Below are 15,802 nucleotides of genomic sequence, written 5' to 3' on the forward strand. Positions count from 1 at the left end.
CCGCGTGCGCGGGACGCACGTCGGCCGGGTGAACTCCGAACCGGGCTTCGCGAAGCGCGAAGCGGCTCAGATGAGGAGCGAGGTCTGCTGCGCGAAGAGCGTGCGGGGCGGCGCTCCGGGGTCGAAGCGGCGCGGCGACGGATGGGAGGTCGCGCTCGGCGCGGCGAGCACGAGCGGCAGCGGCGGCGCGGCGGCGAGCTGGACGGCGTCGGCGGCGCGTCCGGCCGCGGGCGGCGCCTGCTCGGGCCCGATCTGGATGGTCGGGCAGCAGGGCGGATTCGTCAGGCCCTCGTGCGCACAGCAGTCGTGCGCCATGGCGCGCGCGAGGTGCGGCGCCTCGGCCGTCGTGGCGTCGGCGTGCGCCGCGTGGTGCGCGCCGTGCCCAGCGTGGCGAGCGTGCTGCGCGGCGTGGTCCGCGTGCTGCGAGCCCTGATGCGCGTGCGCCGCGTGCTCGTGCGCCGTCGCCAGGGCCACGTCCGCCGCGCGCTCGGCGCAGCGCCAGCGCGGGCACGACTCGCTGGTCAGCCCGACGGCGACGAGCGCGATCAGCAGCAGCGGCAGGACGCGGCCTCTCATCCCGCGTGCGAGGATGCAGGTCGCACTGCGGCGAGTCAAACCACGCCCCGCGGACGGAGCGACCGCCACCGTCAAGACGCCGACCGGCGCACCCACGAAACGTCCGCGTTGCAAAAGCTGCCGGCCGATTGTTGCAGACGCCCTCGCTCCGCCGGTCGACGGCTCGATCCCGCGCGCAATGCCGGGGCGACGCGCGGCGGCCGCCGTCTTGCACGTCGAGCTGGGTGGCTCGGTGCTCACGCACCGACCCTCAACCACGGTGCTCGTCTGACGAGGGAGGTGAAGCATGCTCGTCGAGGAGATCATGAGCCCGGATCCGGTCTACTGCGGACCGGACACCGACCTGCGCGAGGTCGCGCGCATGATGGTGAAGTTCGACTGTGGCGAGATCCCGGTGTGCGACGAGCTGGGACGGCCGATCGGCGTCGTCACCGACCGCGACATCGTCTGCCGCATGGTCGCGCAGGGCACGAACCCGATCGGGACGCCGGCATCGCGCTGCATGTCGCGCCCGGTGATCACCGCGCGGCCCGACATGACGGTCGATCAGGCCGCGGAGCTCATGGAGCAGCACCAGGTGCGCCGCCTGCCGGTCGTCGACGACGACGGGCTGTGCTGCGGCATGCTCGCGCAGGCCGACCTCGCGACCAAGGGCCCTGCGGAGCACGTCATCGAGGTGATGGAGGCGGTGTCCGAGCCGGCGCTCGCGTTGGGGGCTTGAGATGGCCCGCTGCGAGGTGTGCCACAACGACTACGACAAGTCGTTCGAGGTCATCGCCGCCGGCGCGACGCACGTCTTCGACAGCTTCGAGTGCGCCGCGCACGCGCTCGCGCCGCGCTGCCAGCACTGCGGCTGCATGATCCTCGGCCACGGCGTCGAGGCGAGCGGACACTACTTCTGCTGCGCGAGCTGCGCCCGGAGCATGGGCGAGTCGAGCATCCGCGACCGCGCGTGAAGCGCGTTTCGCGGCACGCACTCGGACCAGCAGATTCAGCTCTGACGTAGCTGGCTCGCGGCGAGCGTGTCGACGATCGCGGTGGCATGGACCGCGTGCACGCGACCGGCGGGGATCGTCTCGTCGCCGGCGACGAGGCGAGCGAGCATCTCCGCCTTGGCCGCGCCGTCGACCAGCCACATCACCTCGCGCGCGCGCTCGAGCACGGGGTACGTGAGCGTCATCCGACGCCGGCCCTGGTAGACGCTCGACGTCACCGCGACGTCGCGGTCGGTGACCTCGAGAACCGCGTCACCGGGCACGAGCGACGCCGTGTGGCCGTCGGGTCCGAGGCCGAGGTGCACCAGGTCGAGCACGGGCGGCGACCCGACCACTTCGGCGAGCGTGCGCGCGTAGTCTGCGGCCGCGGCCTCCGGATCGTCGCGCTCGACCGGCATCGCGTGCACGTTTCCCGGTGGGATCCGAACGTACGCGAGCAGGCTCGCGCGCAGGTGCGTCATGTTGCGGTCCGGGTCGCCCTCGGGCGCGATGCGCTCGTCGACCTGGAACACGTGCACCTTGTCCCACGCGATGTCCTCGCCGACCAGCTCGCGCATCATCTCCCACGGCGTGCGTCCGCCGCTCACCGCGAAGTGGAACGCGCCCCGCGCCGCGATCGCCTCGCGCGCCGCCCGCGCCACGAGCTCCGCGCCGGCGCGCGCCACCGCCGCGGCATCCTCCTCGATGCGGATCTCCATCGTCCGCTCCTTTGCTTCGGCTCAGCCAACCACGTTCGACGCGCGGGTGGAAGCGCGCAGACGCCACACCCGGCGGCGCCGGGCCCGAACACTCGACGGCGAGCTACCTCGCTGCCCCGTTCGGCGCGGGCTGCGCGACCATCAGCCGACGCCCGTCGCTGGCGAGGAACTCGTAGACCTGCGCGCGCACGCCCGGATAGTCGAACAGGTCGTGCGCGTACTGCGGCCACTGCACCATCTGCGTGCGCGGTCCGCGCCGGCGGTGCGGCGCGGTCGGACGCAGCCCGTAGGCGTCGGCGAGCCGCGTCGCGAGCGCCGGGTAGAGCGCCGCGTCCTCCCCGGCAGTGACCAGCAGCAACCGCCCCTTGCTCGCGCTGCCGGTCCGGTGCGTCACGTAGCTCAGCGGGTCGCCGCCGGCGGCCGCCATCTCGTACGGCAGCGCGAGAAGGACGAGGAGCCGCTCGAAGTATGGGTCCGGGATGCACGCCCCGGGCGGCGCGCACTGCCGGGTCTCGAGGCAGCTCCGCCCTTCCTGCGCGCCGCCGAGGCAGGTCACGTACGGCGCGCCGAGCTCCGGTCCGATGCGCAGGACGAGCCAGCCGAGGATGTCGCCGCCCGGTGCGACCAGAGCCGCTGTGCCGAGCAGCGGCTCGACCGAGCGCGCGATCGCGCCCACCATGCCGCCCAGCGAGTAGCCGAGGTAGCGCAGATCGGTGAAGCGCAGCGCCTCGCCGTCTTTCTCGCCGACCCCGCAGCGGCTCGCCGCCTGCACGGCCGCGAGCACGTCGACCGCTGCTTGACGGATGTTGCGGCCGAGCGCCGCCGGATCGAGGACGTCGAGGAACGCGCGTCCCTCGACGCGACGCTCGCCGTGGTACGGCAGCTCGACGGCGAGCACCGCCATCCCGCGCTCGGTGAGCGCGTCGGCGTGGCGGCTCAGGATGCGCGCCGCGCTGCCCGCGTGGCCGTCGACCGCGATCACGAGCGGCGTCTCCGGCCCGACGTTCGCCGGCAGCGCCAGGAGATACGGCCGCTCGACGAGCGCCGCGTCGCCCGCCGGCAGGCCGAGCGCGCGCGCCGCCCCGCCCTCCGCGTCGCCGAGGTCGAGCGAGCGGTAGGTGCCGCGCAGCAGCCGCGCCACGTGCGGCAGACCCGCACCGAGGGTTTGCTTGACGTCGCGGTCCTCGACCGTTGACGCCGCGCACTCGAGCGCGCCGAGCCGCGCGCGGTAGTCGAGCAGGCTCCGGCGCGCATCGAGCACGCGGTAGACCGCAACGATCGACGCGGCGGGTGCCTCGTCGGCAGGAACGAACGCGAAGCGCAGCCGCCCGATCTGCTCGGGACGCAGCGGCTCCGGCAAGGTGACGCGCACGCCCGAGAACGGCCCGAGCCCGGGCATCGCCGCGGCCTCGCGCTCGAGCCGGTGGACGACCTGCTCGGTGCGCGCCGCCGAAACGCCGCCGACGTCGCCGGCGAACGCCGACGCCGCCGGGCCCGCGAACGCCTCCTCCGGAATCGCGATCGCCTCGCCCTCCGGCCGCGGCACGACCGACGCGCGCAGCGCCCCGATCTCCTGCTCGCCGGCGCCGTAGGCGACGAGCGCGTACTTTCGCCCCGCGCGCAGCGCGACCAGCGGACGGACGAGGACCGTGCGCGCGTCGTCCCCGAGCAGCATCTGCGTCGCGACGGCGCCGGGCGGCGCGATGCGATCGCAGGCGCCGCGTCCGAGCGCGGCGCGGGCGTCGGCGAGCCGCGTCGCCACGGCGACGACGTCGCTCACCACGACGTCCGCCGCCGCCGCGCGACGCGGCGAGAGCCGCGCGCGCGCGTCGCGCAGCGCACGGTAGATCTCGACGAGCGCCGCCGCGCAGGCGTCGTCCGGCAGCTTGCAGGCGTCCGGTGCGGCGCGCAGCGGCGCGCACGCGCGGACGGCGGCCTGCACGCTGGGCTCGATCCCGAGGGCGGGCGCGACCTTCTCGGCGTGCTCCAGTGCCTCGTCGAGCTCGGCGACCAGCGCCGCGAACGACGCCGCGGGCGGCGGGTCCTCGGCCGGCGCGGGCTGCGGCGTCGCGAGGAGGACGCCGAGCGCCAGCGCGACGCCGCTCAGAGCGCGGAGCCTGGTCGCGCGAGCGTGCGCGCGTCCGTGCGCGCGATCGCCGCGGAGCGCCGAGTGCTCTGCCCGTGGCGCGCCGGCGCGATGGTCGTCGCGTCGGCGTCGCGCGCCAGCGCGCGGACGGAGAAGGTCGTCACCGCGAATGGCGGTCCGCCCTCCTGCAGCGCGCGTCGGTCGTCCGGGACATCGGCGCGATCATGGAGGACGGCGGTGCGCAGCGTCAACCGCGCGCTCGCAGCATCGGAGTGTCGGCGCCCGCGCTCGCGGAATCGCATCCGGGCGTCGGCGCGCGACGCCTCCGTCAGCGAGCGATGTCTCTGGCCCGAGCCACCTGCGCTCGAGCACATGCTCGGGTTCGCCTCTCGCCCGCGACCACGACGGCTGTGCGCGCCGAATCGATCTGGCGCATTGTCTCGGCTTACAAAATCTCTTCACGACGGCTTGTCTGCCTCGTGTCTTTCCTGTTTTATACACGACGTGCGCCACCCGGAACCCGACTTCTCGAGCGACCGAGCCTCCCTTCCCCGACGCTCGCCGAGCCCGCTGCGGCGCGCGCTCGCGCTCGCGCTCCTCGCGCTCGCGCTGCTCGCCGGCGTCGTCGCGCCCGCAGCCTCCCAGGAGCGGCCGCCCAACGTCGTGCTGATCATCGGCGACGACCACGGCTGGCCGTACTCCGGCTTCATGGGCGACCCCTACGTCCAGACGCCGCACCTCGACGCGCTCGCTGCGGGCGGCACGGTGTTCGACAACGCGCACGCGACGGCGAGCACCTGCGTGCCGTCGCTGCGCTCGGTGCTCGCGGGCCTTCATCCCCAGCAGTGGGACGCGGAGGTCGCCGCGGTCGAAGCGCGGATCGGTCCGTTCGGCTTCCGCCAGGGCGTCACGCACGTCCGCACGCTGCCGCGCGAGCTCGCGCGGCACGGCTACCTGTCGTGGGAAGGCGGCAAGATGTGGGAGTCGACTTACGCGAACGCCGGCTTCACGCACGGGCTCGCAACCGGCCCGGGCGAGCTGCTCGCCGCGGTGGGAAGCGATTTCGGACGAACGGGCTTCACCGAAGGCAAGGCGCTCGACCCGCTGCGCGAGTTCCTCGACGAGGCCTCCGACCGGCCGTTCTTCCTCTGGTTCGCGCCGCAGCTGCCGCACACACCGTTCGACGCGCCGGACGAGCTGCGGGCGCCGTACGTCGCGCTCGGTCTCAGCGCGGCCGAGATCGCCTACTACGCCAACGTCACCTGGCTCGACGCGCTCGTCGGCGAGCTGGTCGCGGAGCTCGACGCGCGCGGCCTGCGCGACGACACGCTGCTGATCTATCTCTCGGACAACGGCTGGGGCATCACGCAGCCGATCGCCGGCGCCGGCAAAGGCAAGGGGACGCTGTACGAGCTCGGCTTCCGCACGCCGCTGGTCTTCAACTGGCCGGGACGCGTGCCGGCGGGCGTCGTGCGCCACGATCTCGTCTCGCTGCTCGACGTCATGCCGACGATCCTCGAGTTCGCCGGCGCGGAACCGCTCGACGACCGCCCTGGCCTGAGCCTGGTCGACGCGATCACCAGCGGCACCCCGGTCGGGCGCGACGCGATCGTCGGACGCTACAACGGCACGCAGCCGGCGAACCGCGGCCACTTCGTCCGCACGCGGACCTGGCGCTACATCCGCTTCGATGACGGGCGCGAGGAGCTGTACGCGATCGCGACCGATCCGTACGAGGATCTCGACATCGCGGGCGAGCGTCCCGACGTGCTCGAGGAGATGCGCGGTCGAATCGACGCCTGGGAGGCCGCGCTCACGCACGGGCCGCAGCGCCTCGAGGCCGCCGGTCGCGTCACCGACCTGCAAGGCCGTCCGCTCGGCGGCGTCACGCTGCAGCTCCGGGGCCGCACGCACGACCGCAAGCCCGTGCGCCTGCGCGTGCAGACCTCCCCGCGCGGCGAGTTCGTGTTCGCCGCGGTGCCGCACGGCAGCTATCAGCTGACCGCGCTGCGCGGGGCGAAGGGACTGCGCTGGGGGCCGCTCTGGTACAAGGTTCCGCTCGACCTGCCCCTGCACGCGCTCGGCACCTACACGCCGCTGGTCGCGGCGACGAATGGGAAGGCGGCACCGGGCACGGGCCGCGTGTACGGCATGGTGCGCGACGCGCTCGGGACACCGGTCGCCGACGCGACGATCATGCTGAGCGGCGGCGCCCCGCATCGATCCTTCGTCGTCGTTCGCAGCGACGCGCACGGCCGCTACCGTGCGGAGCACCTGCCTGCGGGGGCCTATCGCTTGACGGCCGGCGGTTCCCGTCCGCTGCGGCCCTTGCGGCAGCGGTTCGAGCTCGCCGACGGCGAGCAGCTCCTCCTCGACCTGACGCTCTCCGGCGTGGTGAGCGTCACGTCGGCGGCGAAGCCGCTTCGCGCGCCACCTGCGGCGTCGGCTCCCACGGCGCGCCGGTGACGCGCCCTGCTCCGCGGTCCGCGCGCGCCGCGGCGTGCAGCTCGGCGAACGAGTCCTCGACGCAGCGGACGACGTCGTGCAGGTCGGGCACGACGTCCCAGTCGGCGTTGAAGCCCCAGTGCAGCCGTCCGGCGTAGCTGAACAGCGCGACGCCGAGGCCGAGCCGCCCGAAGAGCGGCACCAGCGGATAGATCTCGAGCATCCGCGAGCCCAGCAGGTAGAGCGGGATCTGCGGCCCCGGCACGTTGGTCACCACCATGTTGAAGGGCAGCCCGCGGTGCGCGAGCCGGACCGCGAGCGAGAGCAGCGTCGACGGCGTCCACTCGGTGACCGCCGCCAGCACCGCGGCGCCCATCGCCTGCTTCGAGTGCTTGAGCCGCGCGCAGGTCTCCTGCACGAGCGCGTAGCGCCGCAGCGGGTCGCCCTCGGCGATCGGCAGGTCGGCGAACCACGCCGACACCTTGTTGCCGAGCGTGCCGCGCTCGTCGCTGGTGCGCACGCTCACCGGCACCATGACGCGGAAGCGCAGGCTCGACGGGTTCACGCGCCGGCGCCCGAGGAAGCGCCGCATCGCGCCCGCCACCGTCGCCAGGACCACGTCGTTGAGCGAGCCGCCGAGCTGGTTCTTGACCTCCTTCATCCGGTCGAGGTCGATCGTCAGCCAGTCGAAGCGCCGGTAGGGACCGATGTCCTCGTTGATCGGCGTCTCGGACGGCATCGTCATGCCGGCGAGCACGGTCTCGGCGAGCGCCCGCGCGCCCTCGCTGGCCGACCTCGCCAGGCCGAGCGGGTCGCGCACGAGCCGTCCCGCGAGCTGCAGCGGCGCGCCGAGCTTGTCGAGCAGGTCGTCGCGCCAGAGCTCGATCTTGTCCGGCACGCCGCGCGGGATGTACGCGGGCGGCTCCTCGAGCTCGCTCTCCGGCGTGATCGACAGCAGCACCTCGAGCAGGTCGACGCCCGAGACGCCGTCGATCATGCAGTGGTGGACCTTGCTGATCATCGCGAAGCGCCCACCCGCGAGCCCCTCGACGATCCACACCTCCCAGAGCGGCTTGCCGCGGTCGAGCTGCTGCGAGGCGATGCGCGCCGAGAGCCGCTTGAGCTGCCGCTCGTCGCCGGGGCGCGGCAGGCTCGTGTGGCGGACGTGGTACGCGAGGTTGAAGCGGTCGTCGTCGACCCACACCGGCTGCCCGCTCAAGCGGCACGTAGGCGAGCTTCTGGCGGTAGCGCGGAATGCGGTGCAGCCGGACGTTGACGAACTCGCGGATGCGCTCGATGTCGATGCCGCCGTCGGGCGTCGAGAGCGGGCCGGCGTCGAAGATCGCCGTCGAGCCGACGTGCATGTGGCTGCAGCCGTCCTCGTAGAGCAGGAACGACTGGTCGAGCGCGGACAGCCGCTCGTATGCGTAGCGCGCCACAAGCACTCCTTTCGCTGCGGGCCCTGAGCGCTGCTTGGCACAGAGTCCGAGGGGAGAAAAGCGGCTCCGGACGTCCGCCGCGGGATGGAGCCGGGTGGCGGTTCGCGATAAGGAAAAGCGCCCCTAGGTCGGACGGAGGGAGGAGGCGGACATGCTTGCCATCCGGTTGCGGCAGAAGGAGAGCGTTTTCTACTTGGCGGCCTACCGGGCGTCGGACTTGCTCCGCAAAGTGCAGTTCGCCGGCAAGTCCTACGCCGACGACGTCGAACCCGACAGCGGCGCCGACGACGCGGTGCTCGAGTTCTTTCGCAAGGTGCAGTCGGGCAGCGGCTTCTTCCAGCGTCGCCCGTACGCGCGCAAGGTGCGACAGATCGTCGAATTTTATTCCGACCCGAAGGGACAGCCGCTGATCCCGGGCGCGGTGCTGCTCTACACGCCGGAGCGCCTCGCGTTCGATCCGTCGTCGGGCTCCGAGCTGATGGGCAACCTGCACGACCCGCGCGAGCCGTTCCTGATCATCGACGGCCAGCACCGCCTCGCCGGGCTCGACGTGCTCGGACGCAAGGATCCGGCGTCGCTCGAGAAGATCGACGTGCCGTGCGTGATCTTCGACAAGTCGCAGCAAGATTTCGCGGTCGAGATGTTCGTCATCATCAACTCGACGCCGACGCGTCTCAACCGCTCGCACCTGATCGACCTCTACGAGCGCCTGCAGCGCGCAACGCCGCTCGACAAGGCGGCGGCGAAGGCGGTGCAGATGCACTACACCGAGACCGACTCGCCGCTGCACCGCAAGGTCGACATGCTCGGCCGGCACCGGCGCACCGAGCGCTGGATTCGCCAGGCGAGCCTGTTCCGCGAGCTGCGCCGCGTCGCCGAGCGCAACCCGCGGCTGTTCGGCGAGGAGCCGAAGCCGAAGGCGCTGTACGAGGTGACGCGCGACTTCCTGCGCGCCGCGCGCCGCGTGCTCGGCGAGGCGTGGGACAACCCGCGCTACCGCATCACGACCGACGTCACCTTGATGGCGATGCTGCGCGTCCTCGGCGACTACCTGAAGAGCCCGCGCGGGCCGCGGACGTTCGAAGCTGCGGAGCGCCAGCGCGCGTTCGAGGGCCTGCTCGAGCCGTGGCGCGCGATGATCCCCGACTTCCGCGAGGAAGGCTTCTACGAGCGCTTCGCCGCGCGCGGCCAGGTCGAGCGCGTCGGCATCATCCAGCGCGCGCTCGCGAACGCGATCGGCGTCACCGCGCGTCCGCCCAAGGACGAGTGACGGCGCAGCGCGCCGCCTACTGCTGCGGCGTCAAGAGCATCTGCAGCTCGGGCACGCTCAGCGTGTAGGTCTCGTTGCAGTACTCGCAGGTCGACACCGTCGGCTCGCCGGACTCGACGAGCTCCTCGATGTCCTCGCGCGGCAGCGTCGCGAGCGCCGCGAGCAGCCGCTCGCGCGAGCAGCGGCACTTGAAGCGCGGCGTCTCGCGCGCCACCTGATCCCAGCCGAAGCCGTCGAGCAGTCGCGACGCCCAGGCGCGGCCGTCGGGATCGTCCTCGGTCATGCCGAGGTGCAGCGGCCCCGCGGCGTCGACGTTGGCGAGCAGGCGGTCGAGATCGGCCCGCGTCCCTTCCGGCATGAGCTGTACCAGGTAGCCGACGCTCGCGAGCAGGCGGCCGCCGTCGAAGGCGGTCTCGACGTTGACCAGCGCGACGATCTGCTCGCTGCGCATCAGGTACTCGGTGACCGCGGCGCCGATTCCGCCGGCCGCGTACTGCAAGCTCGAGCGATAGGCCGCGGAGTCGCGCGTCACGCGCACGACCTCGAGCAGCCCGTCGTGGATCAGCGGACCGTCGCGCTCCTCGACGACGCCCGGGTGGGCGATCGCGGCGCGCAGGCCCTCCTCGCCTTCCCACACGTCGACGACCAGACGCCCGGCGCTGCCCGGGTTGCGCAGCAGCATCTGGAACTGCGCGTACGGATTGAGCGTCGAGCGGACGAGCAGCCCGGCCGAGATCAGCTCGCCGAGGATGCGCGTCGCGTCGCGGCTCGCGTGCAGCCGGCCCGCGATGTGCGCCGTGGTCTGCGTCGTGCGGGCGACCAGCAGACGGATCTCTCCGGCCCGCGTGAGCCCGCGCCACATGGTGTCGCGCGTGAGCGGCGGCGCGGGCTCGAGGTAGTCCGGCGGCCCGGCCAGGCGCTCCGCACGCTGACGCTTGTAGCGCTCGGTGGCGCTCTCGTTCGACTCGTCCGCCATACCCGCCCACCCTACCCGTCCGGCGCGGCACGGCCAACGGCGGCGCATGGCGAACACGCGCGAGCGTGCGTCAGCTCTCCCGCTGCCTTTCGTGCAACGCTCGCGCGCTGGACAGCGTCCGCCCGCCGCCCGACAATCGACGCGTGCAGGCCGCGATCGTGGTGCACGGCGGCGCCGGCGTCGAGCGCCCCGACGAGGTCGAGCCGCGGCGGCGCGGGGTCGAGCGCGCCGCCGACGCAGGCTGGCAGGTTCTGGCGCGCGGCGGCTCCGCGCTCGACGCGGTGCTCGCCGCGGTGGTCGTCCTCGAGGACGATCCCTTCTTCAACGCCGGGCTCGGCTCGGTGCTGACCGCGTGCGGCGTGGTCGAGACCGACGCTTCGGTGATGTGCGGCGCCGACCTCTCCGCGGGCGCCGTGGGCGCCGTGCGCGGCGTCGCCAACCCCGTGCTGCTCGCCGACGCCGTGCGCCGCGAGGCGCGCGAGGTGCTGCTCGTCGGCGACACCGCGCTCGAGCTCGCCCGCCGGCACGGCGTGCGGCTGTGCGCGCCGGACGATCTCGTCACCGAGCCGATCCGCGAGCGCTGGCGGGCGCGTGTCGCAGCGTCCGGAGACACGGTGGGCGCCGTCGCGCGCGACGCGCGCGGCACGCTCGCCGCCGCGACGTCGACCGGCGGCCTCATGGGCAAGCGCGCCGGACGCATCGGCGACTCGGCGGTGATCGGCGCCGGCACCTACGCGGACGATCGCCTCGGCGCTGGCTCGGCGACCGGCACCGGCGAGGCGATCATCCGCGTCGTGCTCGTGCGCCGCGCGCTCGAGCACGTGTCCCGTGGCGTCGGCGTCGACGAGGCCGCGCGTCGCGCGCTCGACGAGATGCGCGCGCGGACGGGCCACCAGGGCGGGCTGATCCTGATCGATCCGGGCGGGCGCATCGGCGTCGCGCACACGACGCCGGCGATGCCGACGGCCGCGCGCACGGGCGACGTCGCCGCGCCGGCGTGACCCAGGCGAGTGACGCGACGTCGCCTGCGCGGCGACCACGCCGCACACGGCGCGAGCGCCGGTCTCGCCCCTCAGGCGCTCTCGAGCAACGCGACGCTCCCCTGCCCGCCGTCGGCGCAGATGCTGACCACGGCGCGCGAGCCGCGCGGCATCGCGGCGAGCTCCTTCACCGCCTGGCTCAGGATGCGCGCGCCGGTCGCGCCGAACGGGTGGCCGAGCGCGACGCTGCCGCCGTTCGGATTCATCCGCTCGACCGGGAACGGGCCAAAATTGTGCTCGACGCCCGCCTTGGTGCGCACGTAGTCGCGGTCGGCGAGCGCCTTCAGGTGGCAAGCGACCTGCGCCGAGAACGCCTCGTGGATCTCCCACAGCGCGACGTCGCCGAACGTGAGCCCGTTGCGCGCGAGGAGGCGCGGGATCGCGGCCACCGGAGCCATCAGCAAGCCTTCCGTCCGCAGGTCGATCGCCTGCACCTGCCAGTCGACGAGACGCGCGCGCGGCAGCTCGCCCGGCAGGCGCGAGAGCCCCTCGTCCGTCGCGACCCAGATCGCGGCCGCGCCGTCGGTGAGCGGCGAGCTGTTGCCCGCGGTGATCGTGCCCTGCCCGCTCGTCCGATCGAAGGCCGGCGGCAGCTTGGCGAGCTTCTCGAGCGAGGTGTCGGCGCGCGGGAAGCCGTCGCGATGCACGCCGTCGAGCTCGATCACGAGGTCGTCGAAGAAGCCGCGCTCCCAGCCCGCGACGGCGCGCCGGTGGCTCTCGAGCGCGAGCTCGTCCTGCTCGCGACGGCCGATGCGCCACTGCTTCGCCATGTCCTCGCAGTGCTCGCCCATGCTCTTGCCGGTCGTGCGGTTCTTGATCGCGGGCACGTAGAGGCGGATGTCGCCGGGGCGGATCTCGCTGACCACGGCGATGCGCTCGCGCAGGTCGCGCGCCTGCACGAGGCGACGCAGCCAGTCGGACAGCTCCTGCCCCAGTCCGACTTGCACGCGGCTCAGGCTGTCGGCGCCGCCCACGAGTGCGAGCTGCAGATCGTTGCCCAGCATCGAGGCCGCCTGCAGCACGCCGACCATGCTCGTGCTGCACTGCAGGCTCGTCGTGAACGTCGGCACGTGCGGGTCGAGACCGGCCTCGAGCCACACCTCGCGCGCCAGATTGTTGTAGGCGAGGTTCAGCACCACCGCGCCCCACACGCCGAGGTCGATGCCGCCCTTGGTCGCGCGCTCGGCCATCGCGCGCGCGACCGGAACCGACAGCGCGAGCACGTCGCGGCCCGCGAACGGGCCGTCCACACGGACGAACGGCGTGCGAACGCCCGCCACCAGCCACACCGGTTCGCGTCTCACCTGCTGACCGTCCATCGCTCGCATCCGCGGCGCCGCGCGAGGCGCCGCGACGCACGACGCGATCGGCGGACGTTCCGTGCGCTCATGCTCCCGCACGCCAAACGCTCAAGCAACGCTCCGACGGGAGCTGCATCAGCGTACCGCGCGTGGCAGGCTCGACGCGTCCCCGGCAGCGTCGGCGGCTGGAGGGAAGCCGGCGCAGGAGGTCGCGATGCTCGTTCACCCGAAGCCGCATCCCGCGCGCGCAGCCGTTGCCGGTCTCGCGTCAAGCATACCCAGCATGATCCGCGCCCCGCGCGCGACGTCCGGCGAGGCCTGACGTGGAGGCGCGCGAGTACGACGTCGTGGTGCTCGGCGCCGGGCCGACCGGCGAGAACGTCGCCGGCCGCGTCCGTGGGCACGGGCTGTCGGCGGCGATCGTCGAGTCCGAGCTGGTCGGCGGCGAGTGCTCGTACTGGGCGTGCATGCCGAGCAAGGCGCTGCTGCGCCCGATCCACGCGCTCGAGCACGCGCGCGCCGTCGCGGGTGCGCGCGAGGCCGCAACCGGCGCGCTCGACGTGGCGGCCGTCCTCGCGCGGCGCGACGACTTCGCCGCAGAGTGGGACGACGCGGGACAGGTTCGGTGGCTGGTCGACACCGGCATCGACCTGGTGCGCGGACGCGGGCGCCTCGCGGGCGAACGCCGCGTCGTCGTCGAGCACGCGGACGGAGGCCGCACCGAGCTGCGGGCGCGTCACGCCGTCGCGATCTGCACGGGCAGCCGCGCCGCCATCCCCGACGTCCCGGGCCTCGCCGAGGCGAAGCCGTGGACGAGCCGCGAGGCGACGAGCGCCCGCTCCGCGCCCGCGCGGCTCGCGATCCTCGGCGGCGGCGTCGTGGCGTGCGAGATGGCGGTCGTGTGGCGGGCGCTCGGCGCGCGCGAGGTGACGATCCTGCAACGCGCGGAGCGCCTCGTCCCGGGCTTCGAGCGCTTCGCGAGCGAGATCCTGCGCGCGGCACTCGAAGCGCGCGGCGTGCGCGTGCGCACCAAGACGAGCGCGACCGCGGTCGAGCGGCGCGGCGACGCATTCCGACTCGTGCTGCCCGACGGCGATGCCGTCGAGTGCGACCAGATCCTGGTCGCGGCCGGACGCGCGCCGCGCACCGACGACATCGGGCTCGAGACCGTCGGCCTCGAGCCCGGGAGCTGGCTCGACGTCGACGACAGCCTGCGCGTGCGCGGCATCGCCGGCGGCTGGCTCTACGCCGCGGGCGACGTCAATCACCGCGCGCTGCTGACGCACATGGGCAAGTACCAGGCGCGGGTGTGCGGCGACGCGATCCACGCGCGCGTGCGCGATCCGGGCGCCGACGGTGGCGCCTGGTCGCAGCTCGCCGCGACCGCCGACGTCCTCGCCACGCCACAGGTGGTGTTCACCGAGCCCGAGCTCGCGTCGGTCGGTCTCACCGAAGCGCAGGCGCGCGAGCGCGGCTTCGACGTGCGGGTCGCCGACTACGACATCGGCCACGTCGCGGGCGCGTCGCTCTATGCCGACGGCTACGCCGGGCGGGCGCGCGTCGTCGTCGACCAGAGCAGACGGGTGCTCGTCGGCGCGACGCTGGTCGGACCGGCGGTCGGCGAGCTGCTGCACGCCGCGACCGTCGCGATCGCGGGCGAGGTGCCGCTCGAGCGACTCCGCCACGCGGTGCCGTCCTATCCGACGGTCAGCGAGATCTGGCTGCGCCTGCTCGAGGAGCTCGGGCTCTAGCGCCGAGCGGTGCGCGCTACTTCTGCTGCTCGTCGAGCGCCGCGAGACGCGCCCGCGCCTCGGCGGCTTCCTTCGAGTCCGGGTAGCGCTCGAGGATCTCGGCGTAGAGCTTGCGCGCGTGCGGCAGGTTGCGCTGCACCTCCTCGAGACGCGCCGTCTCGAGGAGCTCGCTGGCGCCGTTGCGCGCGCAACCCGCGAGCGGGGCTGCGAGCGCGAGCAGGACGACGAGGAGACGAAGCCCGCTCAGCGGATCACCTGCTTGGTCGCGCCGCCGTGCGCCTGCTCGATCTCGCGGGCGATGCGATCGAGCAGCTCGCGCTCCTCGCGCGACACCTTGCTGCCGATGCCGAGGATCCCGCCCGAGGCGCGCGCGATCGCCGCGCTGTACTCGACCAGATCCTGGCGGCTGCGCTCACGCTCCTCGTCGGGCAGCGCCTGCAGCAGGTCGCCGATCAGCCGCAGCGTGTCCTCGAAGAAGCCCTCCGCGGGACGGCGCTCGAGCCAGCCCTCGAGCTGGCGGTACGCCTCGCTCCCCGGCTCGACGCCGCGGATGCGCGCCACCTCGAGGATGCGCTCGCGCTCCGCGTCGCTGACGCGGCCGTCGATCCAGGCGACGTGCAGCAGCGGCACGAGGTGCACCAGCGTGACGGTGTCGCGCGTGTAGCCCAGCTCCTCGAGCTGCCGCAGGATCTCCTCGTCGGCGACGCCGGCGCGCTCGGCGAGCTCTTGACGCTCCTTCTCGCGGCGCGCGCGCTCGCGCATCTTCTCGATCAGCTCGCGCTCGCGGCGCTGGAAGTACTCCGCCTCGTAGGACCGCCGCCGGTCCTCCCAGATGTCTCGCTCGGCCATTCCGCTGGTTTACTCCATCGGCGGCGGCGGGGGAACCGGAGCGCCGGGGGGCCGCCGGCCGTCGAGGGCGCCGTAGAACGGCTGGAAGGTCTTGGTCGTGCGCGTCATGACGTCGTCGAGCGAGATCGCGATCAAGATGAAGACCGCGACGATTCCCGCGAAGAGCGCGGCGCGCGACATGTTCTGGCCGTAGCGCAAGTGCATGAAGTACGCGACGACCAGCGCTGCCTTGGTGATCGCGACCGCGAGCGCCACGACGATGTTGCCGTCGCCCAGGTCGACGTGCGCGACCAGCACCGTGACGACGGTCAACCCCATCAGGGCGAGGAAGACCATCACGTAGGTGCGAACCGAAACCTCGGCTTCGTGCGACATG

Annotated in this window: 14 protein-coding genes and 1 pseudogene; 6 read left to right on the forward strand and 9 right to left on the reverse strand. The window is 73.4% G+C overall.

Annotation, left to right across the window (positions count from 1 at the left end; genetic code table 11):
- Positions 1-66: 66 nt before the first annotated feature.
- The gene (locus tag VIS07_00575) at positions 67-576 is read right to left on the reverse strand and encodes a hypothetical protein (protein HEY8513989.1); all 510 of its coding nucleotides are present in this window, start codon (positions 574-576) and stop codon (positions 67-69) included.
- A gap of 286 nt (positions 577-862) precedes the next feature.
- Between VIS07_00575 and VIS07_00580 the strand changes: the two genes are divergently transcribed.
- Together VIS07_00580 and VIS07_00585 are read left to right on the forward strand one after the other, a co-directional pair.
- Positions 863-1,297, forward strand: coding sequence for a CBS domain-containing protein (locus tag VIS07_00580; protein ID HEY8513990.1), 435 nt, complete (start codon positions 863-865; stop codon positions 1,295-1,297).
- Position 1,298: 1 nt separating this feature from the next.
- Complete coding sequence (locus VIS07_00585) at positions 1,299-1,532, forward strand: hypothetical protein (GenBank protein ID HEY8513991.1); 234 nt, start codon at positions 1,299-1,301, stop codon at positions 1,530-1,532.
- Positions 1,533-1,567: 35 nt separating this feature from the next.
- On the opposite strand, the gene pgl is transcribed toward VIS07_00585, so the two are convergent.
- Both pgl and VIS07_00595 read right to left on the reverse strand, forming a co-directional pair.
- Complete coding sequence (gene pgl / locus VIS07_00590; protein HEY8513992.1) at positions 1,568-2,269, reverse strand: 6-phosphogluconolactonase; 702 nt, start codon at positions 2,267-2,269, stop codon at positions 1,568-1,570.
- A 103-nt stretch (positions 2,270-2,372) separates the two neighbouring features.
- Positions 2,373-4,211, reverse strand: a complete 1,839-nt coding sequence (locus VIS07_00595) for a hypothetical protein (GenBank protein ID HEY8513993.1) — start codon at positions 4,209-4,211, stop codon at positions 2,373-2,375.
- A 648-nt stretch (positions 4,212-4,859) separates the two neighbouring features.
- On the opposite strand from VIS07_00595, the gene VIS07_00600 reads away from it, so the two are divergent.
- Positions 4,860-6,821 (forward strand): sulfatase-like hydrolase/transferase, encoded by a 1,962-nt coding sequence (locus VIS07_00600; protein ID HEY8513994.1) that lies wholly within the window; start codon positions 4,860-4,862, stop codon positions 6,819-6,821.
- On the opposite strand, the pseudogene VIS07_00605 reads toward VIS07_00600, so the two are convergent.
- Positions 6,757-8,052 (reverse strand): annotated as a pseudogene (locus VIS07_00605) (wax ester/triacylglycerol synthase family O-acyltransferase). The gene VIS07_00600 and the pseudogene VIS07_00605 sit on opposite strands and share 65 nt — an antisense overlap.
- 338 nt (positions 8,053-8,390) lie before the next feature.
- On the opposite strand from VIS07_00605, the gene VIS07_00610 reads away from it, so the two are divergent.
- Positions 8,391-9,509: a DGQHR domain-containing protein gene (locus tag VIS07_00610; GenBank protein HEY8513995.1), complete on the forward strand. Its 1,119-nt coding sequence runs from the start codon at positions 8,391-8,393 to the stop codon at positions 9,507-9,509.
- A 16-nt stretch (positions 9,510-9,525) separates the two neighbouring features.
- Here the strand turns inward: VIS07_00610 and VIS07_00615 are convergent, their stop codons facing one another.
- Positions 9,526-10,485 carry an Hsp33 family molecular chaperone HslO gene (locus tag VIS07_00615; GenBank protein HEY8513996.1) on the reverse strand — a complete coding sequence of 320 codons (960 nt, stop codon included), beginning with the start codon at positions 10,483-10,485 and terminating at the stop codon, positions 9,526-9,528.
- 143 nt (positions 10,486-10,628) lie between these two features.
- Here VIS07_00615 and VIS07_00620 point away from each other — a divergent pair, with 143 nt between their 5' ends.
- Positions 10,629-11,486 (forward strand): isoaspartyl peptidase/L-asparaginase, encoded by an 858-nt coding sequence (locus VIS07_00620; protein HEY8513997.1) that lies wholly within the window; start codon positions 10,629-10,631, stop codon positions 11,484-11,486.
- 71 nt (positions 11,487-11,557) lie between these two features.
- Here VIS07_00620 and VIS07_00625 read toward each other — a convergent pair whose 3' ends face one another.
- A complete protein-coding gene (locus VIS07_00625) occupies positions 11,558-12,844 on the reverse strand; it encodes an acetyl-CoA C-acyltransferase (protein HEY8513998.1) in 1,287 nt (428 codons plus the stop codon).
- 305 nt (positions 12,845-13,149) lie between these two features.
- On the opposite strand from VIS07_00625, the gene VIS07_00630 reads away from it, so the two are divergent.
- Positions 13,150-14,577 (forward strand): NAD(P)/FAD-dependent oxidoreductase, encoded by a 1,428-nt coding sequence (locus VIS07_00630; protein HEY8513999.1) that lies wholly within the window; start codon positions 13,150-13,152, stop codon positions 14,575-14,577.
- 16 nt (positions 14,578-14,593) lie between these two features.
- Here VIS07_00630 and VIS07_00635 read toward each other — a convergent pair whose 3' ends face one another.
- From VIS07_00635 to VIS07_00645, 3 genes are read right to left on the reverse strand one after another with little or no spacing between them, the layout of a single operon-like run.
- On the reverse strand, positions 14,594-14,824 hold the full coding sequence (locus VIS07_00635) for a tetratricopeptide repeat protein (protein HEY8514000.1): 231 nt from the start codon (positions 14,822-14,824) through the stop codon (positions 14,594-14,596).
- Complete coding sequence (locus VIS07_00640) at positions 14,821-15,426, reverse strand: hypothetical protein (protein HEY8514001.1); 606 nt, start codon at positions 15,424-15,426, stop codon at positions 14,821-14,823. The genes VIS07_00635 and VIS07_00640 overlap by 4 nt, the downstream gene beginning before the upstream one ends.
- A gap of 9 nt (positions 15,427-15,435) precedes the next feature.
- Positions 15,436-15,801 carry a cytochrome C oxidase subunit IV family protein gene (locus VIS07_00645; protein HEY8514002.1) on the reverse strand — a complete coding sequence of 122 codons (366 nt, stop codon included), beginning with the start codon at positions 15,799-15,801 and terminating at the stop codon, positions 15,436-15,438.
- Between the last annotated feature and the right edge of the window lies 1 nt (position 15,802).

The sequence above is a fragment of the Candidatus Binatia bacterium genome (assembly GCA_036563615.1).
GTDB lineage: Bacteria > Desulfobacterota > Binatia > UBA12015 > UBA12015 > DATCMB01.

Excerpts from the sequence above, each read along its gene's own strand:
- VIS07_00575 (HEY8513989.1), bottom strand. The coding sequence starts at position 576 with ATGAGAGGCCGCGTCCTGCCGCTGCTGCTGATCGCGCTCGTCGCCGTC.
- VIS07_00580 (HEY8513990.1), top strand. The coding sequence starts at position 863 with ATGCTCGTCGAGGAGATCATGAGCCCGGATCCGGTCTACTGCGGACCG.
- VIS07_00585 (HEY8513991.1), top strand. The coding sequence starts at position 1,299 with ATGGCCCGCTGCGAGGTGTGCCACAACGACTACGACAAGTCGTTCGAG.
- pgl (HEY8513992.1), bottom strand. The coding sequence starts at position 2,269 with ATGGAGATCCGCATCGAGGAGGATGCCGCGGCGGTGGCGCGCGCCGGC.
- VIS07_00610 (HEY8513995.1), top strand. The coding sequence starts at position 8,391 with ATGCTTGCCATCCGGTTGCGGCAGAAGGAGAGCGTTTTCTACTTGGCG.
- VIS07_00615 (HEY8513996.1), bottom strand. The coding sequence starts at position 10,485 with ATGGCGGACGAGTCGAACGAGAGCGCCACCGAGCGCTACAAGCGTCAG.
- VIS07_00625 (HEY8513998.1), bottom strand. The coding sequence starts at position 12,844 with ATGGACGGTCAGCAGGTGAGACGCGAACCGGTGTGGCTGGTGGCGGGC.
- VIS07_00640 (HEY8514001.1), bottom strand. The coding sequence starts at position 15,426 with ATGGCCGAGCGAGACATCTGGGAGGACCGGCGGCGGTCCTACGAGGCG.
- VIS07_00645 (HEY8514002.1), bottom strand. The coding sequence starts at position 15,801 with ATGTCGCACGAAGCCGAGGTTTCGGTTCGCACCTACGTGATGGTCTTC.